This is a genomic window from Fundicoccus culcitae (genome assembly GCF_024661895.1).
Taxonomy (GTDB): domain Bacteria; phylum Bacillota; class Bacilli; order Lactobacillales; family Aerococcaceae; genus Fundicoccus_A; species Fundicoccus_A culcitae.
In genome coordinates this window covers 245751-267996 of record NZ_CP102453.1, presented here as the reverse complement: position 1 = coordinate 267996, position 22246 = coordinate 245751, and the positions used below count along the sequence as shown (strand labels likewise).

Genomic DNA, 22246 nt, shown 5'->3' with positions numbered 1-22246 from the left:
CTCCATAGTGTCTTCGTTGATGCATGCTAATTTTCAGCTCTAAGATTAGCTCTCTTGGGTTATCAACTACTTATCTACTTCATCGATTTAACTATTAAATTAGATTTAGCTTACAAATATATTGGGCAAAAGTCAAGTAGATTTTTAATTAAGCTGTGAAAATCAACCCCACCGCCAATAAATAGCGTTTTTGCTTCTTTTTGTGAGTTTATATGGTATACTTTTTTTGTTAACACGCGAAAGATATCAATTCTATCACATAAATCTTACTGTTTGTTAACAAGCGAATATTTCATTGAATATGTTTTTTGATGTTTATATAATAAAGCATATAAAATAAATTAGAGAATTATGAGATGAGTTGATTAATGTCATGTCAAATATTTTAGAGAAAATCTTTTCTAAAAAGTATTTCCCCCCTATTTTGACGATTTTAGTTTTACTAATAGGGTCTTTAGCTATCGCAAATCTCTTAAGTGATACAACCATTATCATTGAGCAAGATAATGTTGTGATAAGAGAAAGCGCAGCAACCAATTCAAATGCCATTGTTGAATTATCGAGTGGCGATCAAGTAACGGTTATTTCTTCCGATAACGGTTGGAATCGTGTCCGCTTTGGGACTTATGATGGTTGGATTCCGCAGTGGTTACTTGATAATCAGCAATTAGTATCTGATCAAAATATATATGCGCAAATTTTAGTCAATACCCCTGTCTACTCCAGTCCGGATGAAAATTCAGAGCTAATCACCAACCTAGAATCTGGTCAATATTTACCCATAAATTATGAGAGTAACGGTTGGATTAGCGTCACCTTAACAGATGGGGTTGGTTATTTTAGAACCCGACTTGTGGGTCTTATCAATCCTGAACAAGTTCCAACAGCTGAACTCACAGAAGAAGCGATGGACGAACAGGCACTTGAAGCTGAAAGGCTTGCGTTACAAGATATCGGTGTTATCCGTTCTGATTTTCAACTATTATACGATTCACCTTCGGTATATGCCGATTATATTTATGAAATTGATCGCGATCAAACCTTCACAGTACTCGATATTGTTACCGATGATGTCGGCAATGAATTTGCTTTTGTAGAAGATGAAAATGGCATTCGTGGTTATGTTGAAGACCGACTTGTCGCCTACTTAGCTGATTCGGTCGGACACGTTGGGACAACTAATCCTGGTTCATTAGCCGATGCTACCATATTGATTGATCCTGGTCACGGGGGTGAAGATCCAGGGGCTATCAGTTATGATGAATTAACCTATGAAAAAGACGTCACTTTAGACACGGCTTATATAATACGTGACCATTTAGAAGCCCTAGGGGCTGAAGTGTTAATGACACGGGATGATGATTCCTTTGTACCACTTAATGGGATTGTTGATATTAGTAATCAATCAAATGCTGATGTGTTCATTAGTTTACATTATGATGCTTCTTTGTATCCAGATTGGTCAGGGATAACAACTTATTATTATCACGAAAGTGATTTTTCGATTGCTGACAGCATTAATAATGAACTGATTAATGTGAATATGATTAATAATGGCACCAACTTTGGTAATTATCATGTCATTCGTGAAAACAGTCGTCCCGCCGTATTACTGGAGCTTGGTTATATGAGTAATACAAACGATTTAGTTTCTATTCGTTCTGAAGACTATCGCCATAATATAGCCGAAGCAATTGTTACTGGTTTATCCAATTATTTTGATAACCAAGCAGCTAATGAGGCATCAAATTAATTAATCTACAAAAAAACGACCAGTTAACGATTGGGTTAAATGGTCGTTTTTTGAGTTAACGATTTTTTGAGTCCAGTAGGATAGTAACAGGTCCATCATTTAAGATATTGACTTGCATCATGGCTCCAAATTCTCCGGTGGCTACGGTTAAACCACTCTCTTCCAGTTGTCTGTTTAGAGCATGATAAAGTTCTTCCGCTTGTTCGGGTCTAGCCGCCTCAATAAAACTAGGTCGATTCCCTTTTTTAGTATTGGCATGTAAGGTAAATTGGCTAATGGATAAAATTTGTCCCTTAACAGCCTCCAAATCTAAATTCATTTTACCTGCTTCGTCTTCAAACAAGCGCATTTGACGGATTTTACGAGCACAATACGTCACATCTTCTAGTGTATCAGCGTGTGTAACACCAACCAAAATCACAAAACCCTTTGTAATTTCGCCAATAACTTTGCCGTCGACTGACACCGAGCTATTTAAACTTTTTTGAATTAAAATCCGCATACTTTCCCTACTCTCCCTTTAAAAAAAGCATATAATAGTTGGCTATTATATGCAGATATTGATTAGATTAAGAACTAACACGTTCGACACTATAGACATCAGGTATATTACGTAATTTGAGCATCAAGTCATTGAGTTGTGACGTATTAGCAATGGCCACCTTTATCGTGACAATCGCATTACTGTCTTTATCAACTTTCCCATTCACATTCCGTAAGTTTTTAACGGTATGATTAACGACATGTAAAACATCATTAATCAAACCAGAGCGATCAAAACCAAATATTTTAATTTCAGATTCATAATCATCAACTAATTCAGCCGCATTTTCCCACTCAACATCAATGGTACGATTGAGTAACTCGGGTTCGTTAACAAAGTTAGGGCAGTCTTTTCTATGAATGGATACCCCACGTCCTCTGGTAATATAACCAACAATTTCATCACCTGGAACAGGGTTACAACAACGACTTAAACGGATCATCAGGTTATCCATTCCATTAACTACCACGCCACTCTCATGAATGGTGCGTGGTGTTTTAGGGGTGGTTGACACTTCTTTAGAGACGGTCGTTTGTTTTGTTGATTCAATTGATTTATTGGGTCTTAAGCCTAGATGATTAATAATAGTCGTTGGAGATATCTCATTTAAAGCGATGGCAGCATATAAATCATCCATTTGATTAAAGTTAAACCGTTCTAGGAGTTCTTTTTCACGGTTTTTACGTGTCATTTCTTTAATGGTATACCCAATTTCTTTTAATTCTTTTTCCATCATCTGTTCGCCGATATCTTTGTTTCGATCGCGATCGAGCAATTTAAAATAGCGTTTAATCCGATTTCTAGCTTTCGATGTGTGGGTTAGTTTTAGCCAATCACGGCTAGGACCGTTCGAATTAGGATTCGTTAAAATTTCAACAATATCCCCATTTTTCAGTTCGTAATTCAATGGTACTATATTACCATTTATCTTAGCCCCTATGGTTTTATTCCCAATTTCCGTATGAATATGATAAGCAAAGTCAATTGGACCACTGCCTTTAGGTAACTCAAAAACGTCACCTTTAGGAGAAAAGATATACACTTGATCCTTAAAAATATCTTCTTTGACAAAGTCCATAAACTCGCTAGCGTCCTTGGCTTCGTCTTGCAATTCTACTAAATCTCTAAACCAATCCAATTGTTTTTGAATATTATCTGAAGGTTCAGTTTTATCTGTTTTCCCTTCTTTATATGCCCAGTGAGCGGCAACCCCATACTCGGCCACTTCGTGCATTTGATGTGTCCGAATTTGAATTTCAATCGGCTTACCATAGGGACCTATTACGGTTGTATGGATGGATTGATACATATTAGCTTTTGGCATGGCAATATAATCTTTAAAACGACCCGGCATAGGCTTCCATTTAGTATGGATCGCCCCCAAAACGGCATAACAATCTTTGATACTATCGACTAATACACGAATAGCTAGCAAATCATAAATATGATTAAAGTCTTTGTTTTGATCGGTCATCTTACGATAAATTGAATAAATATGTTTCGGACGTCCATAAACGTCAGCCGTAATTTCTAACTCTTGGACAGCTTCATTTATTTCAACAATGGCTTCTTGAATATACTTTTCACGTTCATCTCTTTTACTAGCCATCAATTTAACGATCCGATAATACTCGGTAGGATTTAAATAACGTAGAGCAATATCTTCTAATTCCCATTTAATTAAATTCATCCCAATACGATCAGCTAAGGGTGCATATATTTCAATCGCTTCTTGAGACTTTTCAATTTGTTTTTCGGGTTTTTGAAACTTCAAGGTTTGCATATTATGCAAACGGTCAGCTAATTTTACCATCACAATCCGAATATCCTTAGCCATAGCTAATAACATTTTTCGATGATTTTCAGCTAAGGCTTCTTCTTTGCTTTGAAAACGAACTTTCCCTAATTTAGTAACGCCATCGACTAGAAAAGCCACTGTTTCAGAAAAATTCTCTTTTATATCTTCAATGGTATACTCTGTATCTTCAACCACATCATGCAAAAAACCTGTCGCAACCGTAGCGGGGTCTAAGTGAATTTTAGCTAAAATACCCGCCACTTGAATCGGGTGAACTATATATGGCTCACCAGATAAACGTACTTGTTTTTCATGTGCTTTAGTTGCAAAGTTAAGTGCTTTTTCAACAAAAGCTACATTCGCCTCATTCATGTAGCTGCGACAAATATCTAAAACTTCTGATGCGGTTAATTCTTGTCCTCTTGCCATAGTTTCACCTTCTTTATGTTTAATATTCCTATTATACGCTAATATGCCCTATAAATCAAAGTTTATGCTTGATTTCAGCTTAATAACTTGATTCATCTAAGCTATCGATATGATCGACAATTTGAATCCCTTTGGACGCTCCTAAGCGGCTCGCACCCGCTTCAATCATGGCCATCGCTTCTTCATAGTTAGAAACGCCACCACTGGCTTTAACGCCCATTTCGTTACCCACTGTTTCGCGCATCAATTTAACATTTTCAACCGTCGCTCCTTCAGATGAAAAACCAGTAGAGGTTTTAACATAATCGGCACCCGCTTCTTTTGCCATTAATGATGCTTGGACAATTTCATCGGCCGTTAAATAAGATGTTTCTAGAATCACTTTTAAAATGGCAGGTCTTACAGTAGCTTTAACTACCTGATGAATATCTTCTTTAACAACCTCCCAATCACCTGCTTTGGCAGCTCCAATATTCATGACCATATCCACTTCATTAGCACCATCTAATAGAGCTTGTTTGGTTTCAAATACTTTAGTGGCTGTCGTTGATGCCCCTAAAGGAAAACCGATTACCGTACAAACTTTAACTTCTGTCCCATCAAGTAACTTGCTGGCTAGTTTAACCCAGACAGGATTGACACAAACAGACATAAAATCGTACTCAATCGCTTCCTGACATAATTTTTCAATCATTTCTGGGGTTGCGTCGGCTTTTAAAAGTGTATGGTCAATATATTTTGCTAATCTCATATTATGAATCCTTCTTTCAAATTTTATTTTCTATTTCTATTTTATAACTTAATGCACTTAAAAAAAAGATAGGCGCGGTTTCAGCTCGTAAAATTCTAGGGCCTAGACTACATGCTGTAAACCCATTGGCTTCCAATAACGTTATTTCATTTGCAGTTAAGCCACCTTCTGATCCAAAAACAATTAAGATACGCTTCCCTCTTTCCAACTGATTAAATACTTGACTCAGTTGCGATTGTTCTGTCGATCGCGCTGTTTCTTCATAGGCAACTAGTAAATAATCATATTGCCAACAGATTTCGAATAATTGATTTAGATTCATTAAATCCTTTATCTCAGGTATTTTTTGACGGTGACTTTGTTCAGCAGCTTCTTTAGCAATCTTTTTTAACCGTTCAATTTTAGCAAGACTTTTATTGTGTGTCCACTGGACCACATCCCTATCCAAGGCCAAGGGAATAAAGGCATCCATGCCACATTCTGTGCCCTTTTGAACGATGGTATCAATTTTATCATGTTTAGACAAGCCACAAGCGATTGTAACCGCAACTGGCATTTCAACTGATTGCTGATATGCCGTTAATACCTTCACTTCGGCTAGTTGTTGGTCATTTGCGCGGATAAAGGCTGCAATAAATACTTGCTGTTGGCTATCGACAACTAGAATTTCGGTGTTCAATTTAGCCCGCATCACCCGTATCAAATGGTGACTGTCATTCTGATTTAAAGTGAGCGTATCACCGATAGTTATTTTTGGAATTTCAACAAAATATCGTTGCATTAAGCGTCCTCAACTTTCAATTGCACAACAATATTCACCCAGTTTTTATACTCCATGCGTTGAATTAATTCCAGTTGGTCATATTGTCTGATGACATCCAATAAGGATTCCGCTTTTTCTAACAAAATACCCCCTAAAATTAAATATCCCCCCGGATGTAATAATTTAAGCGCATCATCTAACAGCTTTACCAGGATATGCGGTAAAATATTAGCCACAATAAGATTGGCTTTTTGCGTCATACCGTTTAGTAAATCATTGACTTTAAATTCAATTGAACCCGTAATTTCCTGTTGTAGGTCTAAATTATTATTCGCACTTTCAACCGCTTGGGGATCCAAATCTAAGCCAATTACGTGACTAGCCCCCAGTTTATCTGCCACAAACGAAAGTATTCCTGAGCCTGTTCCGACATCATAAACAACATCCCCCAATCGCAAGTACAACTCTAAAGCTTGAGCACTTAAGCGAGTTGTCGGATGATTGCCGGTACCAAAGGCTAAGCCAGGATCGATTCGCACAATCAATTCATCTGCTTGTGCTTCATAGCTTTGCCAAGATGGTACAATCGTTAAAAAACGCGAAATATGCTCTGGTTGATAGTATTTCATCCAGTTTTTGTGCCAATTCTCGTGATCAAGCTTCCCTTCAACAACATTGAATGTTTCTGTCGGGAACATTTCTTGTAGTTGGTGTTTGATTTCAAACACATTGGGCATCGTATCGAAATAGCCTTCTACTTCAGTGGCGTGTTCTAAATACCATTGGGGTAATTTTAGTGGGATTTCACCAAATAAATCAGGATGATTGTCTAAATAATCTGGAGCGTAACTAACTTGGGTACCTAAGGCACCTGCTTCAAATAAGACATGACTGACTAAATCAATTTGATCACTCGTTTCAATCGAACTAGTAATGGTAATATAATAATACGTTTCGACCATTAATAAAGGCCTCCTTTGGCTTCGTTTTTTGGAAAAAATACCGGTGCACTATTATAGCGGTTGGCTTCAATTAGCCCTTTCTTTATTTGAGCAAAATCATGATCATTCCAACAAATTTCAAAATAGGCATCATGTGGCGAATCAAATAAATAGTCTAACCATTCCACTCGCACACTACTGGTTAAATGTTTTAAGTATTTGACGATAGCAAATAATTCCCCGTAGGCAATCCCTTGATTATGACTAATTGGAATACTGTTCACATAATTACTATGTTCAACATTTAAATGATCCTTATCATAAAAAAGAATACTTGTTTCGTACGGAATCGTTGTATAAGAGATGCTATTACCAAATGCATCTTTAAAGCTTATCCCATTTGGATTAGGTAGACTGAATTGAAAAATCAATTCAAAATAATGTTGTTGTTCATTCCATTCAATCCCCCACTCACATTGGAAGTGTTGACCTATAATTAATTGTTCTAAAACAGCTAAAATATTATTTTTATCCATTGACCTTTCACCTACTTTTATCTTATTATGACCGAGAGCTATCTTTTTTTCAATCTTTATCTAAACAGATAGCAAGTATAAACTTTACTTGACTTTTTACGGTCTTAAGATAGATAATGTTTTATACGATAATTTATTAAGGTATTTTTATTAAAAAGGTTTAAAGATAGTAAGATTTTTTTGATATAATATCAGTAAAATAGTAATATATTAAACGTGGCTAAAACAGATTGACGATAATATACAATATAAAAAAATTTAGTACTAAGATAATTCATATAGAGGTGATTGTAATGGCGGAAAAAAACCTGACCGCAAAAGACATTTTACAGAAAGAGTTTAATAAATCGATGCGAGGCTATAACGTGGCTGAAGTAGACGAATATCTAGATAGCATCATTCGTGATTATGATTCCTATCAAAAAGATGTGGCTTATCTAAAAAATGAGAACGAACGTTTAGTGAGCAAAGTCGACGACTTAACCAAACAATTAGCTTTGACCAAAAAGAACGTACCGGCTTCACCCGGTAGTGGTGTGACAAACTTTGATATCTTAAAACGTTTATCGAACTTAGAAAAACATGTTTTTGGATCAAAAATAAATAACACAGATAACACGTCTAATTTTACGCAATCAACTAAATAATTTTCACAGTAAATTTCAGGTAATCGCGGTTAATGTATATTAACTGAGGAAAGTCCATACTCGCACAAGCTGAGATGCTTGTAGTGTTCGTGCTTAGCGAAACAATAAGCTAAGGTAGTGTAAAAACTAACGGCGGCCCAACATTCTAAGGCTCTGGCTATGAATTAGTAAGCTGTAAAGTGCCACAGTGACGATACTTCAAGGAAACTTGAAGGTGGAACGGGTAAACCCCTCGAGCGAGCAACCCAAACATTGGTAGGGGCGCTTTTCGACTGGAAATCAACGGAACAAAAGACATTTATTATGTAGATAGATGATTACCCAAAATGAATGGCTACCTATCACATTCATTTTGACAGAACATGGCTTATCGAAATTTACTTTATAGGTAACCCCAGACTCTTGAAAAAAGAGTCTTTTTTTATCATTTTAATAATAGGAGTACATATGAAAACATACCCACTCATTGCAACGGCTGCGGTTGGAATCGAATCGCTTGTCAATCAAGAACTCAAGGACTTACATTATCAAACACAAGTCGAAAATGGTCGTGTTCGCTTTCATGGAACCGCTAAAGATGTTGCTACAACGAATATTTGGCTTAGAACGGCTGATCGAATCAAAATTATTTTCGGAGAATTCGATGCTAAATCCTTTGAAAGTTTATTCGATCAAACCTATGCCCTTCCTTGGGAAGAAATTTTACCTTTGGACGCAGAATTTCCTGTTAGTGGTAAATCGATTAAATCGCAATTGCATAGTGTGCCCAATGTACAACGCATTGTCAAAAAAGCCATCGCTAAAAAAATGATGGACTATTATCATCGTAAAACACCTTTAAGCGAAACAGGCGCACTGTATCACATCGAAGTATCTATTCTCAAAGATCATGTCTTACTGACTTTAGATACAAGTGGAACAAGTCTATTCAAACGCGGCTACCGAACCGAAAAAGGTGGTGCACCCTTAAAAGAAAATATGGCAGCGGCTCTAGTCCTGCTGACAACTTGGTATCCCGAACGACCTTTGTATGATCCAACTTGTGGTTCAGGAACCATTTTAATTGAAGCGGCATTAATGGGACATAATATCGCTCCTGGCTTAAAGCGAAACTTTGCAGCTGAGTCATGGGAGTATTTACAACCTGAAGTATGGGCTGCTGTGCGTCAGGAAGCTACTGAGGCGATTAACCATGATATTAAATTAGACATACTTGGAACAGATATAGATGGTCGCATGATAGAAATCGCTAAACGCAATGCGCAAGCGGCTGGCGTTGGCGATAGTATTGAATTTAAACAAATGCAATTAAGTGATTATCGTCCCAATAAAGAATTTGGAATTTTAATCAGTAACCCTCCTTATGGGGATCGTCTACTTGATCAAACGCAAGTAGAGCGCTTATATAAACAAATGGGAGACATTTACCGGACTATGCCCACATGGAGCAAATATATTTTAAGTAGCCATGAAAATTTTGAACATTTCTACGGTGAAAAAGCCACCAAGAAACGTAAACTTTATAATGGTGCGTTGAAGGTAGATTATTATCAATATTGGGGAAAGAAATAATAAAATCGCAATCATTTCCGCAAGGCTTGTTTTGCTAAAGCGTCGGCGGCTTGGTTGCTTTTTTCAGGAATCCACTTCACAAAAGCTAAGGTATAAGGGTCCATTAATTGAAGAATCTGTTGCAGTAGATCATGATAGGTTGGATTTTTAGCAAACTGTTTATCGATTGAATTAGCGACTATTTTACTATCCGTATGAATCACAATCAGTTGATTTTTTACATCTCTTTTATTTAGCTCTTGAAAAGCGTGAATAATGGCCATAAATTCGGCTTCATGATTGTCATTTAAGCCTTCAAGCGCTTTTTGAAAACGGATAGGTTCATCCTCATAATAGAAAAGAATACCAATCCCCGCTTTTTTCGTATCTTGTTGAAAAGACCCATCACAATAAATTTTAATCAATAAAAACACCTCATTAACTTGAAAGGATGTGACATAAATGTCTGATAGTATTGAACTACCTAATAACGCTGAAAATTTTTATGGGAAAGCTGTCGCTTATATACAACGCCAACGTTATCCCGAAGCTATCGATGCCTTAGAAAAAAGCTTGTCGATTACCTTTACGATAACAGCTTTTGATGAATTAGTTAAACTTTATTTGAATTTAAAACAATATTCAGATTTAAAACAGTTATGGGATAGGTATTTACCGGACAAGGAAGATAGAATACAGGATGAAACCCTTCGTTTCCTATATGGCATAAGTGTCCCTTACCTGTTTCCATTGGATCATGCTATTATCGAATTATATCAGTTGCGTGATTATACCATTAAACAACAACAAACGACGGAACATTTTGATCAATTATTGAATGAATGGCAAAAAACAAAAGCGATTCGTGATGCGATGAGTCAAACTGAATCACCCAATGATTTAGCAGCTATTTATCAAACATTATACCAAGATGGCCCTTTAGAATGCTTAGTTCAATTAAAAAAAATATACGAATTGCCAATTGAGGAAACAGAACAATTATTGCTTTATCTCGTAAAACAACCCGCCTTAGAAAATTTCGTTAAAAATGATATTTTGCATTATTTGCTAAAGATAGACTATCATTCACCGCTTGAGTTAAATTGGTTTGGTCAATCACAAGTGATTAATTTAGCTTCCCTGCTTGCCTACAATCAACAAATTTTTTATAAACAGACCCTTGATGCAATCAATGATTATAGCCAACAAGAAAATCCCCATTTAAGGCTTGATATCATTCATCATTTTAATTTACATGCGATGGTTTATTATCCCTATATAGAAGATATCTTTGCCTCACCCAATGAATGGCTTACCTTATTTTTACAACATAACCAATTAGCCTCTAATTTTTCAAATCCTCCATCTGAAAAGGCTAAAATTTATTTTCAAAAGGCCCTTAATGAGTTAGAAAAAATATTAACGCTTTCTTAATACTCGTTAAAAACCGAACGTTCTATGATAGCAGAACCGACTCTAGTCAAGCCGGCTCATTCTTAACGCTATCATGGAACGTTCGGTTTATTTGTGTTATGTTCTTCTTTATAAATCGTTACTCATCAAAACGTAAGTCCTCATCTTCTTTTTGAGGCGGCAAATTCACAAAACTTTTTATGTCTTTGAAATTCACAATTGTTTTATCTTCACAGATGTCTTTCATTAATAAATCTGATTCTTCCCAATAGATATCGACGACAGCACTATTACTTAGTAATTTAGTAATAATCCCCTTCATTTGACTGTTTCGAAATGTAAAAGTAATCTTATCACCAATATCCGGTCGAATAGATTCCTTCACTTTTTCAATCATGTCCAATCCTTGAGCGTAATCCACTTCAAGAATATTCGCAATACGTGACTTACTCGTGCCTCGGCGCAACTCCTGCTCAATAATCGTACGAGTAGATGCTGTTACCTTAACGTCCATTGAAACCCTTCTTTCTCAATAATGGCTCAGTAAACATTCCACATACTACTATTATACCATAATTAAAAAAATAAATCAGGAAAGGGTTTTTAGTGCGATTTTTGCAGCGATATTTATTTGGGTTTTATCACGTTAAGGGCTTGAGGTAAAATCTTTAATTGAATAGGTAAAGCAGGACCTTCGTCTCCATCGACGTTGGTTAATACTTCATCAATTTCTGAAAGATAAGCTTTTTGAACTTCAATATTGAAACTGGCACTGGAGGCTATATACAGTGAATCGGATTCAGCTGTGCGATCCCCACCTGCTAAAGCGGCTCGAATCATATCTAAAGGCGTATCCCCTTTAACAGCAATTAAATGCAATAACCCATCATCATAGCGAGCGTTAGGTACCATGTCTTCTATTCCTGCAATCGAATTAGTCGAGCCAATTAATATTAAACTGGAAAAAATATCTTTAGGAAGCCCTTCGTCATTCGTAATTGTCAATGGCAGACCTTTTTGTTGGAAAAAAGCCGGGATGCCATCTTTTAAATAGGCTAGGACGCCTAAACGGTTTTTATCTTGTGAGTCGGTTTTCATCACTGACTCTGAAATGGTGCCGATAGCTACCACATTAATAAATTTCTGATCATTGATTTGCGCAATATCGCTTTGAATAATTTCAACATGTTTAAATTGTTGAATGGCTTCTTCCGGGTCCATTGAAAAACCTAGGACGCGTCCATAGTCATTGACCGTTCCTAAAGGAAGAAAGCCAAAAGTCGGCAATTCATCGTTTTCAAAAATTCCATTGACCGTTTCGTTAACCGTTCCGTCCCCTCCTAGACAAATTACGGTGTCAAATTGGTTTTCGTGTGCTTTTGCTGCAAAATGATAAGCGTCACCAGCCTTTTCAGTTAAATAAATCTGAACTTTGGCTTGATACGCTCGGCGTAATAATCTACCTAAACGAATCGCATAGTCTTCCGCTAAACCGCGACCGGATCCTGGATTAGCAATTAAAAGTATGTTATTCATTTCATCCCCCCTTTTTATGTCAATTTTACCATAGGATTAAGTTTTCGTGAAATTTATCATCATATTGAGTTTTTTTTCAATAATCCGTATAATATAGGATAGTTATTATTGAATGATTGTAGCTTGCAACTACAAGGAGGAATTATTTTGGAGAAAAAATTTCGTGTATTATTATTTTATAAATACCAAACGATTGATGATGTAGAAAGTTTTGTAGCTGAACATTTAGCTTTCTGTAAATCTATTGGTTTAAAAGGTCGTGTATTGGTTGGAACAGAAGGAATTAATGGGACGGTTTCAGGTACCATTGATCAAACGAATCAATATAAAGACTTTGTTCATTCGTTAGCAGGCTTTGAAGATTTATGGTTTAAAGAAGATGAAGCCGATACGTATGCGCACAAAAAGATGTTTGTTCGTCCCCGAGAAGAAATTGTTGCTTTAAATCTAGACGATGATATTAACCCGCTTGAATTAACCGGTAAATATTTAAACCCAACCGAGTTTCGGGATGCCATAACAAGCGATGATACAATTGTGTTGGATACTCGCAATGATTATGAGTATGATTTAGGTCACTTTAAAGGGGCTATCCGTCCTGATATTCGCAATTTCCGTGAATTGCCTCAATGGGTACGTGATAATAAAGAACAATTTATGGATAAAAAAGTTGTTGTCTATTGCACAGGGGGTGTTCGTTGTGAAAAATTCTCTGGTTGGATGATTCGCGAAGGCTTTTCAGATGTTGCTCAATTACATGGTGGGATTGATACTTATGGAAAAGATCCTGATGTTCGAGGCGATTTATGGGAAGGTAAAATGTATGTCTTTGACGAGCGTATTGCGGTTGATATTAATCATGTTAATCCAACCATTGTTGGAAAAGATTGGTATGATGGAACACCTTGTGAACGTTATGTAAATTGTGCTAATCCTGAATGTAACGAACAAATCCTTGCTTCCCCAGAAAATGAAGCAAAATACGTTAGAGGTTGTTCGGCCGAATGTCGTCGACACCCACGTAATCGTTATGTTGCCGAAAATAATCTTTCGACACAAGAATGGGAAAGCAGATTAAACGCCATCGGCGAATCCCTATCGGTTAGTGACATAGCTTAATTGTATGGATTAATTTTTTGAGAAAGTAGGTGAATGAATGGCGCAAGACGATCATAAGAAGACACAAGCCAACAAAGAACAACAAGCAGAATCTAATCATTATGATGTCTCATTTGATTATCCAACCTATGCTGATCAAAAAGGTCATTCAGACCAGCTTGACACTCGTAAAAAAACTAGTGAATCTTCGAATTATCACAAATGGGATAATTTTTATGATGATTTTAAACAGAAACAGCGTCAGCAATACTTAGATTCTAAACATGAGAAATTGGATGTTGCCTCTCCATCTGAAGAAGTTGAATCCTCAGTCACCTCAGATGTTGACGTACCGAAAAAACATCCTGACGATGGTTTAGCTAAACACGAACAAAAAACGGTAAAAAATACGGCACAGTCACAACAAACGTCCCAATCACCGAGGGGATTTACTAATTTAGATAAAAAGAATACTAAGCAAGATAAAGTTGATCAGGCTGAAACTATGTCTGATTCAACAACCAATCAACCCAACAAAGCCAGTCAACCATCACCAAAAATGACACAAAAAACGTCGGTTATGTTAGATCGCTCTATTCGGCATGCACGGACTTTGTTTAATTCTTTGAATGAAGAAAACCAGGCACCGGCCTACAACCCCTATAAAAGCGATGTTGTTGATGATTATTTGAAACGAAAAGAAGATGCCTCTAATCGTGCGCGCAAAAAACGCGAAGAGCAACAAAAACAACGTTTAGATGACTTTATTCAACAAAGTAGTAGCTTGGATAAACATTATCAGAAGAATAAGGTTGTCCAAGAGAAAAACAAGCAAGTTGTAGCTGAAACGCCTGAAATAACTACGGTGAAACAAACAGAACTAACGAAAGAAAAAGACCTAAGTCCTGTTTTGCAAGACAAGTCGATGGATGAGAAAGTTCCTCAGAAAGTAACGCAGGAAGTTCCTCAGGAAGTGACTGAGGAAGTGACTAAAACGGTATGGGAAGAAGAAAATAAACCGACGCATGCAGCCGTTGAAAAACAACCAGCTACAGCATCGACTCAACAAACAGACTTACCTTCCCCCGATGACATTGCAAAAGAACGTGAGCGTCGACGAAAAGAACGTATTGCACAGCTAGAAAATATACATTCGGATGAGGAGCTTAAGCAAACCTACCGGCCAAATTATGCTGATAAATATACGCAACCCACAGATGAGAAACAGAAAAAAGTCAAAACCAAGCCAATTAGACCAGCTAAAAACACCCTTAAACAAGATCAAGATACGCTTCTAAAACCTGATACAGCGGTTCAAGAAACGGTCGAACTGACGGCAACTGTAGCTGCTGTTGAGCACAATGAGCCAGAAAAAGATAATCACGCAACAACTAAGATTATTTCGCGTAAAGCACTGACGCGTAAAGGGAAATTAACTGATAATACGGTCTATTTAGATACGACCGAGTTAAAAGATGCACTATCTGCTTCAACAAAGGATTTTTCACGATTAGCAAGTAACCAAATATCGCAAACCTTAGCAACTGATAATGAAGCTAAGGACCTTACGATCAATGAATCTCAAGCCGTTGGTAAAACTAAATCATTTAAACTTTGGCCTTTTAAAGGTCGGTCGCATAAAACGAGTGAAACAGTTAACACGCAAGAACAAACGCAAGCGATTGTTCCAACAGATGAAAACGATCCTTTGGTTGAGCTTAGTTCATTCAATCCCGCTGATTCCACAGCTATTGATGTCACGCCCAAAGACGAGGCAACAAAGAGTGTTGAAACACCGGATGAAATAGTTGCAGCTACTGAAACTGACAAGGGTAGTTCGCCTAAGGTGCTAAGCTACACCGAAGTTGAACCTATTTTGATAGAAGAGCACACGGACTCGCGTTCAAGTAAAAAAGCTGAACAAAAACAAAAACGCAAAAATAAATACTCTTTAGCTGGTTTGAATGTAAAAGAGAAGTCTATTTTTGGTTTTAATGTCTTTTTCAATGTCGTTAAACGTTTGGCTATCTATCTAATCATCTTGGTTATATTTGGTGGTGTAGCTGCTGTAGGGGCAGCAACAGGTTACTTTGCTTACTTAGTATCAGAAACTACCCCGCCAACTGAAGCTGAAATGGCAGCTGATATCCATCGCCTTGAGCAACAAAGTGTCCTTTATTATGGAAACGGTGAACCCATAGCGAGTATCCGTTCAGATGTTGTTCGTACGGCAGTCGCGCTGGAAGATGTCTCACCTTATATCATTGATGGCTTGATTGCAACGGAAGATGAGTATTTTTATGAGCATCCTGGTGTTATGCCAAAAGCAATTATCCGTGCTGCTTTACAAGAAGTCATTTCACCTGGTACTGGAACGGGTGGTTCAACGATTACACAACAATTAGTGAAACAACAAATGTTAAGTAACGATGTGACTTTTTTCCGTAAAGCCAACGAAATTCTCTTAGCATTACGTTTAGAAAATTATTTTGACAAAGATGAAATCTTAGCAGCCTATTTAAATGTTTCACCTTTTGGTCGGAATAACAATGGCGATAATGTCGCAGGCATTGATAAAGCTTCAGAAGGTATTTTTGGAGTTAATCCAGATGAAGTTAATTTACCACAAGCTGCCTTTTTGATCGGCCTACCACAAGATCCCTATACGTATACGCCTTATGATCAATACGGGACTATTAGAGAGGATTTACAACCGGGTATTGATCGGATGCAAGAAGTCTTGTACCGTATGTACCGCGATCAAAAGATTAGTCAGGCAGAATATGAAGAAGCAATAACTTATGATATTACGCAAGACTTCTTACCAACGGAACCACGTGAAGAGGAACGTCAATCCTATCTATACCAAGCTATTATGAACGGTGCTATCGAACAATTAATGCATTTAAATGTTCAAGCCGATGGAGCTGTTTGGGATGACGTTAATGCAGATGTGGAACGTTACAATGAGTACTATACGCAAGCAGAGGAACAATTACGCATTGGTGGTTATCGTGTTTATGGTACGATTGACCGAGAAATATATGATCAATTACAGATATCCGCACAAGAGTATATTAACGATGTGGCTGTCAGCTATGATGGAGTCTATGAAGATCCTGAAACTGGCGAACAATTCTATTATGTTGAAGATATTCAAAACGGCTTAGTCGTGATAGAAAATCAAACTGGACGTGTACTTGGCTTCGTTGCGGGGACAGATTATGAAAATAATCAAATAGACCATGCCTTTGGTATGCATCGATCACCAGGTTCAACCATTAAACCGTTGGCGGTTTATGGACCGGCGATCCAACATAATATTATCAATCCAGCATCTATTATCCCGGATACAACCTATGTACAAACCTTCGAGGATGGGACCTCTTGGGCACCAACGAATTATGGTTCGGTTGTTAGTGGTGACTATTTAACGGCTCGTACCGCTTTGTATCGCTCAGATAACATTCCAGCCGTACGTATATACGAGCAATTGTTGAATCAAGATATTCCTGTCATTGATTATTTAGAACGAATGGGCTTTGATACAGTTGATTCATATACTGCAGAAGATACCTCTTACCTTGCTTTTTCGCTAGGTGGTGTAACGACAGGCCCAACCGTTTTTGAACAAACAAGAGCTTTTACAACTTTTGCGAATAATGGTCAATACGTTGACGGTTATTACATTGAACGGATTGAAGATTCATATGGCAACATTGTTTATCAACATGACAATGAGCCGGTTGAAGTTTTTAGTGAAGATTCGAATTATTTAATGATTGATATGCTCCGTGACACCAATGTTGAAGGTACCGGCCGAACTGCCGGTGAACAAATGACGATGGCTGGTGACTGGATTGCTAAATCAGGTATTAGTGAGAATTCAAAAGATGTATGGTATATCGCTTCTACCCCAACCATTACCATTGGATCTTGGTTAGGTTATGATAGTCGTTTTTACGACTATACCATTGATGTAAATGATGGTTATGATCGCGAAAGTGTTAGGAGTCAACGTTATTGGGCACGTGTGGTCAATGATCTCTATGCACTGCGACCTGAAATTTTTGGTGTTGAGCAAACATTCCAACAACCCGATTCAGTTCAAGAACAAACCATTCTAAGTCGCACGGGAACTTTACCTGGTTCGATTACGGTAGGTGGTGTCTCCATTAATATCTCGCAACCAGTAACGACTGATTTATTCAAGCTTTCAAACCCTGCTTCTAATCTTTCATATAATTTTATGGTGGGAGGCAATGATGAAACGCACGCCGCTTTTTGGAATACCTATGTTGCTGAAGAGCGCGAGCGGCAAAGACAGGAATCCATTCAACGTCAACAAAATGCTAATAGTAGTAGCAGTAGTAATAATGGGGAAAGCTCATCAGTTGATGAAACCACCGAATCACAAGATGAAACAAATACCGATACACCTAGTGAATCGCAAGATGAAAATGCTAATCCCTAGTTAATAAAAACCAGTAAAGAGCTGTCCATGAAATATGACAGTCTTTACTGGTTTTTTTGTTATCAACATTCTGACGTATGATTTTTCCAAAAAGGGACTGAATCAACAAATTCGACACAGCGAATAAGTTCTAAATTAACGGGTATTTTTTCAATAATTAGCTGCCCGTTCTCAAAGCCAAATACACGCCCTTTTAACTCGATATACTCCTGATTGGCATCTAATTGATTTAACGCTATCCACACACGATAATGACTACTATGGGCTCTTTTTAAGGTCGCAATAATCTCATCCCTATTTTGCTGAATGGGCGCTTGATAGGATGGTCGATAGGCTTGTGTCTCCTGCTCTAAAACGGAGCGGTGCTCCGATAAAATCATGCCTTGCCACTTCATCATCCCACGATCATGATAATCATTCATTTTTTCATACTTCATTATTTCCACTTCCTTCATTTTCACTGCTTACGCATGATGTCCACCAATCAGTTTTGAACGTTCAATCGCTGTCGACCCATGCTGAAGACTATTGGCATAAATTAGACTACTATAGCCATAGGTATCGCGGATGGCATCAATAATTAAATCCAACTGCTCACGATTTTCTATAACCCCCGGATCCTCGAATAGATTTAACTGCATCGCTTGTTTAGGAACTAACTTAGCAACAGCCACACCAATAACACGGACGGGCCCACCTTGATAATATTTGCGGAATAATTGAATAAATAGCCTTTTTAATTCGGTGCGTTGATCGGTCGCATAAATCTTCGTTTGATGCGAGAAATTTTGAAATAAAGCTTCTTCAGCGTGACCAATGGATAAACTAATTTGTTCGGCCATCTGCTCATGTTTGCGTAAACGGGTTGATAGCTGATCAACCATTTCTAAAATAACTATTTCAATTTCATTTTGTAAATGATAGTTCCGTTCCAACACTTGGTTTAAAGACAAGGAATTGCTTTTAGGTTGATATTTATTTTGAATCGTACTTAAATCGACCCCATTGGCATGGTAGTATAACTCTTCACCTATGACGCCAAAATATTTTTTGAGTTTATCAACACTCGTTTGAGCCAGACTGTAAATTGAATAAATACCGATGTGATTTAAACGTTTCTCCATCCGCGAGCCAATGCCCCGGAAATCACTCAACTTTTCAATCTTCCAGACCGTTTGAGGAACTCGCTCATACGACCAATAAGCAATATAAGGTGGCGCGAGTTTGGCACGATTATCCAAAGCTAATTTAGCTAACAACATATTATCCCCTATCCCCACACAACTAGGAATGCCATAACTTTGCCAAATCTCATCTTGAATTTGACGGGCAATTTGATAACTACTGCCAAACAAAGCATGGCTAAAACTGACGTCTAGAAAGCTTTCATCAATGCTATAGGTATGTATGTCTGTTTCGGCTACATAACGCTTAAAAATAGCGTTAATTTGACGATTTCGTTGAATATATAATCCCATTCGCGGCGGAACAATTTCAATTTGATGCTGGCGCGGAAATTGAAAGCGACGACTACCCGTTTTTATCCCATACTTAGCTTTTACTGCAGGCGAAGCCGCTAACACCAGCCCACCTTGAGAGTCTCCCCGTGACATCACAACCAATTCTTTGGTCATAGGATTATATCCGCGTTCCGCACACTCCACACTTGCAAAAAAAGACTTACTATCAACGCAAAGGATGGAGCGTCTAGGAAATTGCGTATAATCTAACACAATCCTCTCCTTCTTTCATTTAGATTAATCCCCTACTAAAAATATACGAACATCCGTTCGTTTTGTCAAGAGAAAAGTTCAAATGCTTGAACTTTAACCTAAATAAATATCACCTTTTAAACACAAAAAAAGCCTAACAACCAAAGTTGTTAGACGAACTAAGCGGGTGACGAGAATCGAACTCGCGACAACAGCTTGGAAGGCTGAAGTTTTACCACTAAACTACACCCGCAGAAGACGGTCCCGACGGGATTTGAACCCGCGATCTCCTGCGTGACAGGCAGGCATGTTAACCCCTACACCACGGAACCAGAAAAAGATAAATTGCGGGGGTAGGATTCGAACCTACGACCTTCGGGTTATGAGCCCGACGAGATGCCAGCTTCTCCACCCCGCGATAATAATAAAGATTATTTAATTTAAAGGAGGATGTGGGATTCGAACCCACGCACGCTCTTACACGCCTGACGGTTTTCAAGACCGTTCCCTTCAGCCGGACTTGGGTAATCCTCCAGAAGATAATATATGACCCGTACGGGACTCGAACCCGTGTTACCGCCGTGAAAGGGCGGTGTCTTAACCACTTGACCAACGGGCCGTCAAAACAAAGTAACGGAGAAGGAGGGATTTGAACCCTCGCGCCGGTTTCCCGACCTACACCCTTAGCAGGGGCGCCTCTTCAGCCTCTTGAGTACTTCCCCAAAATAATCCAAAGTCAATATAAGTATGATAATGGGCCTAAGTGGACTCGAACCACCGACCTCACCCTTATCAGGGGTGCGCTCTAACCAGCTGAGCTATAGGCCCATGTTCTAATAAGCGGGTGACGAGAATCGAACTCGCGACAACAGCTTGGAAGGCTGAAGTTTTACCACTAAACTACACCCGCAGCTTAGAAACATTGATGAAATTGCGGGGGTAGGATTCGAACCTACGACCTTCGGGTTATGAGCCCGACGAGATGCCAGCTTCTCCACCCCGCGATAATAAAATATAAACTAAACAATAGTTTAAAGGAGGATGTGGGATTCGAACCCACGCACGCTCTTACACGCCTGACGGTTTTCAAGACCGTTCCCTTCAGCCGGACTTGGGTAATCCTCCATAATAAATATGGACCTTGTAGGACTCGAACCTACGACCGGACGGTTATGAGCCGTCTGCTCTAACCAGCTGAGCTAAAGGTCCAGCCTAAGATTTTTAAAGTAATAGCGGCGAAGGGGATCGAACCCATGACCTCCCGGGTATGAACCGGACGCTCTAGCCAGCTGAGCTACACCGCCAAAAAAAATGGAGAATAGCGGGATCGAACCGCTGACCTCCTGCGTGCAAAGCAGGCGCTCTCCCAGCTGAGCTAATCCCCCATTAAAACAATAAAATCGGGAAGACAGGATTCGAACCTGCGACCCCTTGGTCCCAAACCAAGTGCTCTACCAAGCTGAGCTACTTCCCGTAATTATTAATGCACCCGGCAGGACTCGAACCTGCAACCGCTTGATTCGTAGTCAAGTATTCTATCCAATTGAACTACGGGTGCTATTTGTTGAAAATAATCATACACATTGTATGATGCCGAGGACCGGAATCGAACCGGTACGGTGATCACTCACCGCAGGATTTTAAGTCCTGTGCGTCTGCCTGTTCCGCCACCCCGGCAAGAAAGCTTATTTGACGATTAAATTGTCAAAGCGGAAAACGGGATTCGAACCCGCGACCCCCACCTTGGCAAGGTGGTGTTCTACCACTGAACTATTTCCGCAATATGCCGGCTAAAGGACTTGAACCCTCGACCCTCTGATTACAAATCAGATGCTCTACCAACTGAGCTAAGCCGGCATAATAAGATATAAATGCGGGTGAAGGGACTTGAACCCCCACGTCGTAAAACGCTAGATCCTAAATCTAGTGCGTCTGCCAATTCCGCCACACCCGCATATTTAATTCTCAAAGAGAATATGACCCGTACAGGATTCGAACCTGTGACCCACTGATTAAAAGTCAGTTGCTCTACCAACTGAGCTAACGAGTCGAGATGGAGGTTGACGGGATCGAACCGCCGACATCCTGCTTGTAAGGCAGACGCTCTCCCAGCTGAGCTAAACCTCCAAAACATATACACACGGCATGGCAATGACCTACTCTCACAGGACCAAAGGTCCAACTACCATCGGCGCTAAGAAGCTTAACGGCTGTGTTCGGAATGGGAACAGGTGTGTCCTTCTTGCTACTATCACCACACCTTGTGTGTGTTCTATGTCAATTGAGTCCTTATCAAACTC

The 22246-nt window shown here is 38.7% G+C and carries 17 protein-coding genes, 21 tRNA genes, 1 rRNA gene and 1 other RNA gene; 7 read left to right on the top strand and 33 right to left on the bottom strand.

All coding sequences use genetic code 11. The features are described from left to right. Positions 1-373 precede the first annotated feature (373 nt). A complete protein-coding gene (locus tag NRE15_RS01400; RefSeq protein WP_313793835.1) occupies positions 374-1753 on the top strand; it encodes an N-acetylmuramoyl-L-alanine amidase in 1380 nt (459 codons plus the stop codon). Between the two features lie 55 nt (positions 1754-1808). On the opposite strand, the gene dtd is transcribed toward NRE15_RS01400, so the two are convergent. From dtd to NRE15_RS01370, 6 genes are all read right to left on the bottom strand, one after another. After that, positions 1809-2255 (bottom strand): D-aminoacyl-tRNA deacylase, encoded by a 447-nt coding sequence (dtd, locus tag NRE15_RS01395; RefSeq protein WP_313793834.1) that lies wholly within the window; start codon positions 2253-2255, stop codon positions 1809-1811. 67 nt (positions 2256-2322) lie between these two features. Then, positions 2323-4524: a RelA/SpoT family protein gene (locus tag NRE15_RS01390; RefSeq protein WP_313793833.1), complete on the bottom strand. Its 2202-nt coding sequence runs from the start codon at positions 4522-4524 to the stop codon at positions 2323-2325. 79 nt (positions 4525-4603) lie between these two features. Then, a complete protein-coding gene (gene deoC / locus NRE15_RS01385) occupies positions 4604-5275 on the bottom strand; it encodes a deoxyribose-phosphate aldolase (protein WP_313793832.1) in 672 nt (223 codons plus the stop codon). A 16-nt stretch (positions 5276-5291) separates the two neighbouring features. Then, positions 5292-6056: a 16S rRNA (uracil(1498)-N(3))-methyltransferase gene (locus NRE15_RS01380; RefSeq protein ID WP_313793831.1), complete on the bottom strand. Its 765-nt coding sequence runs from the start codon at positions 6054-6056 to the stop codon at positions 5292-5294. Then, positions 6056-7000, bottom strand: coding sequence for a 50S ribosomal protein L11 methyltransferase (prmA, locus tag NRE15_RS01375; protein ID WP_313793830.1), 945 nt, complete (start codon positions 6998-7000; stop codon positions 6056-6058). Before prmA ends, NRE15_RS01380 begins: the two co-directional genes overlap by 1 nt. Beyond that, positions 7000-7515: a DUF3013 family protein gene (locus tag NRE15_RS01370; RefSeq protein ID WP_313793829.1), complete on the bottom strand. Its 516-nt coding sequence runs from the start codon at positions 7513-7515 to the stop codon at positions 7000-7002. The genes prmA and NRE15_RS01370 overlap by 1 nt, the downstream gene beginning before the upstream one ends. Positions 7516-7808: 293 nt before the next feature. Here NRE15_RS01370 and gpsB point away from each other — a divergent pair, with 293 nt between their 5' ends. From gpsB to NRE15_RS01355, 3 genes are all read left to right on the top strand, one after another. Beyond that, positions 7809-8162 (top strand): cell division regulator GpsB, encoded by a 354-nt coding sequence (gene gpsB / locus NRE15_RS01365; protein WP_313793828.1) that lies wholly within the window; start codon positions 7809-7811, stop codon positions 8160-8162. 11 nt (positions 8163-8173) lie between these two features. Continuing rightward, an RNA gene (rnpB, locus tag NRE15_RS01360) (RNase P RNA component class B) lies at positions 8174-8537 on the top strand. 72 nt (positions 8538-8609) lie between these two features. Continuing rightward, positions 8610-9734, top strand: a complete 1125-nt coding sequence (locus NRE15_RS01355) for a THUMP domain-containing class I SAM-dependent RNA methyltransferase (RefSeq protein ID WP_313793827.1) — start codon at positions 8610-8612, stop codon at positions 9732-9734. An 11-nt stretch (positions 9735-9745) separates the two neighbouring features. Here NRE15_RS01355 and NRE15_RS01350 read toward each other — a convergent pair whose 3' ends face one another. Next, positions 9746-10138, bottom strand: a complete 393-nt coding sequence (locus tag NRE15_RS01350; protein WP_313793826.1) for a ribonuclease HI family protein — start codon at positions 10136-10138, stop codon at positions 9746-9748. Positions 10139-10175: 37 nt separating this feature from the next. Between NRE15_RS01350 and NRE15_RS01345 the strand changes: the two genes are divergently transcribed. Beyond that, complete coding sequence (locus NRE15_RS01345) at positions 10176-11147, top strand: hypothetical protein (RefSeq protein ID WP_313793825.1); 972 nt, start codon at positions 10176-10178, stop codon at positions 11145-11147. A 118-nt stretch (positions 11148-11265) separates the two neighbouring features. Here the strand turns inward: NRE15_RS01345 and NRE15_RS01340 are convergent, their stop codons facing one another. Both NRE15_RS01340 and NRE15_RS01335 read right to left on the bottom strand, forming a co-directional pair. Then, a complete protein-coding gene (locus tag NRE15_RS01340; protein WP_313793824.1) occupies positions 11266-11640 on the bottom strand; it encodes a DUF2187 family protein in 375 nt (124 codons plus the stop codon). Between the two features lie 113 nt (positions 11641-11753). After that, complete coding sequence (locus NRE15_RS01335; protein ID WP_313793823.1) at positions 11754-12662, bottom strand: diacylglycerol/lipid kinase family protein; 909 nt, start codon at positions 12660-12662, stop codon at positions 11754-11756. A 147-nt stretch (positions 12663-12809) separates the two neighbouring features. Between NRE15_RS01335 and trhO the strand changes: the two genes are divergently transcribed. Together trhO and NRE15_RS01325 are read left to right on the top strand one after the other, a co-directional pair. After that, positions 12810-13781: an oxygen-dependent tRNA uridine(34) hydroxylase TrhO gene (gene trhO / locus NRE15_RS01330; RefSeq protein ID WP_313793822.1), complete on the top strand. Its 972-nt coding sequence runs from the start codon at positions 12810-12812 to the stop codon at positions 13779-13781. 37 nt (positions 13782-13818) lie between these two features. Beyond that, positions 13819-18234 carry a transglycosylase domain-containing protein gene (locus NRE15_RS01325; RefSeq protein WP_313793821.1) on the top strand — a complete coding sequence of 1472 codons (4416 nt, stop codon included), beginning with the start codon at positions 13819-13821 and terminating at the stop codon, positions 18232-18234. Positions 18235-18296: 62 nt separating this feature from the next. Here NRE15_RS01325 and NRE15_RS01320 read toward each other — a convergent pair whose 3' ends face one another. The 24 genes from NRE15_RS01320 to rrf all read right to left on the bottom strand — a co-directional run bounded on the left by NRE15_RS01320 (position 18297) and on the right by rrf (position 22205). Beyond that, a complete protein-coding gene (locus tag NRE15_RS01320) occupies positions 18297-18671 on the bottom strand; it encodes a hypothetical protein (RefSeq protein WP_313793820.1) in 375 nt (124 codons plus the stop codon). A 27-nt stretch (positions 18672-18698) separates the two neighbouring features. Then, entirely contained in the window at positions 18699-19967 is a 1269-nt protein-coding gene (locus NRE15_RS01315) for a Y-family DNA polymerase (protein ID WP_313793819.1), read from the bottom strand. 161 nt (positions 19968-20128) lie between these two features. Beyond that, positions 20129-20199, bottom strand: a tRNA-Gly gene (locus tag NRE15_RS01310). A 6-nt stretch (positions 20200-20205) separates the two neighbouring features. Further along, a tRNA-Asp gene (locus tag NRE15_RS01305) sits at positions 20206-20278 on the bottom strand. Between the two features lie 13 nt (positions 20279-20291). Beyond that, a tRNA-Met gene (locus NRE15_RS01300) sits at positions 20292-20364 on the bottom strand. 26 nt (positions 20365-20390) lie between these two features. Further along, positions 20391-20480 (bottom strand) — tRNA-Ser (locus NRE15_RS01295). 13 nt (positions 20481-20493) lie between these two features. After that, positions 20494-20565 (bottom strand) — tRNA-Glu (locus tag NRE15_RS01290). A gap of 15 nt (positions 20566-20580) precedes the next feature. Continuing rightward, a tRNA-Ser gene (locus tag NRE15_RS01285) sits at positions 20581-20668 on the bottom strand. Positions 20669-20700: 32 nt separating this feature from the next. Next, positions 20701-20774, bottom strand: a tRNA-Ile gene (locus NRE15_RS01280). A gap of 11 nt (positions 20775-20785) precedes the next feature. After that, positions 20786-20856: transfer RNA gene (locus NRE15_RS01275), tRNA-Gly, on the bottom strand. A 21-nt stretch (positions 20857-20877) separates the two neighbouring features. Next, positions 20878-20950, bottom strand: a tRNA-Met gene (locus NRE15_RS01270). Between the two features lie 31 nt (positions 20951-20981). Next, a tRNA-Ser gene (locus tag NRE15_RS01265) sits at positions 20982-21071 on the bottom strand. A gap of 10 nt (positions 21072-21081) precedes the next feature. Continuing rightward, positions 21082-21155 (bottom strand) — tRNA-Ile (locus tag NRE15_RS01260). 21 nt (positions 21156-21176) lie between these two features. After that, positions 21177-21250 (bottom strand) — tRNA-Met (locus tag NRE15_RS01255). 8 nt (positions 21251-21258) lie between these two features. Beyond that, a tRNA-Ala gene (locus tag NRE15_RS01250) sits at positions 21259-21331 on the bottom strand. A gap of 15 nt (positions 21332-21346) precedes the next feature. Further along, positions 21347-21420: transfer RNA gene (locus tag NRE15_RS01245), tRNA-Pro, on the bottom strand. Between the two features lie 10 nt (positions 21421-21430). Then, a tRNA-Arg gene (locus tag NRE15_RS01240) sits at positions 21431-21504 on the bottom strand. A 33-nt stretch (positions 21505-21537) separates the two neighbouring features. Beyond that, a tRNA-Leu gene (locus tag NRE15_RS01235) sits at positions 21538-21623 on the bottom strand. Positions 21624-21654: 31 nt separating this feature from the next. Then, positions 21655-21726, bottom strand: a tRNA-Gly gene (locus NRE15_RS01230). A gap of 4 nt (positions 21727-21730) precedes the next feature. Further along, positions 21731-21803 (bottom strand) — tRNA-Thr (locus tag NRE15_RS01225). A 15-nt stretch (positions 21804-21818) separates the two neighbouring features. After that, positions 21819-21900, bottom strand: a tRNA-Leu gene (locus NRE15_RS01220). Between the two features lie 23 nt (positions 21901-21923). Beyond that, a tRNA-Lys gene (locus NRE15_RS01215) sits at positions 21924-21996 on the bottom strand. 4 nt (positions 21997-22000) lie between these two features. Next, positions 22001-22073, bottom strand: a tRNA-Val gene (locus tag NRE15_RS01210). 16 nt (positions 22074-22089) lie between these two features. Further along, positions 22090-22205: ribosomal RNA gene (rrf, locus tag NRE15_RS01205) — 5S ribosomal RNA — on the bottom strand. Positions 22206-22246: the final 41 nt, after the last annotated feature.

Excerpts from the sequence above, each read along its gene's own strand:
- NRE15_RS01400 (WP_313793835.1), top strand. The coding sequence starts at position 374 with ATGTCAAATATTTTAGAGAAAATCTTTTCTAAAAAGTATTTCCCCCCT.
- dtd (WP_313793834.1), bottom strand. The coding sequence starts at position 2,255 with ATGCGGATTTTAATTCAAAAAAGTTTAAATAGCTCGGTGTCAGTCGAC.
- NRE15_RS01390 (WP_313793833.1), bottom strand. The coding sequence starts at position 4,524 with ATGGCAAGAGGACAAGAATTAACCGCATCAGAAGTTTTAGATATTTGT.
- deoC (WP_313793832.1), bottom strand. The coding sequence starts at position 5,275 with ATGAGATTAGCAAAATATATTGACCATACACTTTTAAAAGCCGACGCA.
- NRE15_RS01380 (WP_313793831.1), bottom strand. The coding sequence starts at position 6,056 with ATGCAACGATATTTTGTTGAAATTCCAAAAATAACTATCGGTGATACG.
- prmA (WP_313793830.1), bottom strand. The coding sequence starts at position 7,000 with ATGGTCGAAACGTATTATTATATTACCATTACTAGTTCGATTGAAACG.
- NRE15_RS01370 (WP_313793829.1), bottom strand. The coding sequence starts at position 7,515 with ATGGATAAAAATAATATTTTAGCTGTTTTAGAACAATTAATTATAGGT.
- gpsB (WP_313793828.1), top strand. The coding sequence starts at position 7,809 with ATGGCGGAAAAAAACCTGACCGCAAAAGACATTTTACAGAAAGAGTTT.
- NRE15_RS01355 (WP_313793827.1), top strand. The coding sequence starts at position 8,610 with ATGAAAACATACCCACTCATTGCAACGGCTGCGGTTGGAATCGAATCG.
- NRE15_RS01345 (WP_313793825.1), top strand. The coding sequence starts at position 10,176 with ATGTCTGATAGTATTGAACTACCTAATAACGCTGAAAATTTTTATGGG.
- NRE15_RS01340 (WP_313793824.1), bottom strand. The coding sequence starts at position 11,640 with ATGGACGTTAAGGTAACAGCATCTACTCGTACGATTATTGAGCAGGAG.
- NRE15_RS01335 (WP_313793823.1), bottom strand. The coding sequence starts at position 12,662 with ATGAATAACATACTTTTAATTGCTAATCCAGGATCCGGTCGCGGTTTA.
- NRE15_RS01325 (WP_313793821.1), top strand. The coding sequence starts at position 13,819 with ATGGCGCAAGACGATCATAAGAAGACACAAGCCAACAAAGAACAACAA.
- NRE15_RS01320 (WP_313793820.1), bottom strand. The coding sequence starts at position 18,671 with ATGAAGTATGAAAAAATGAATGATTATCATGATCGTGGGATGATGAAG.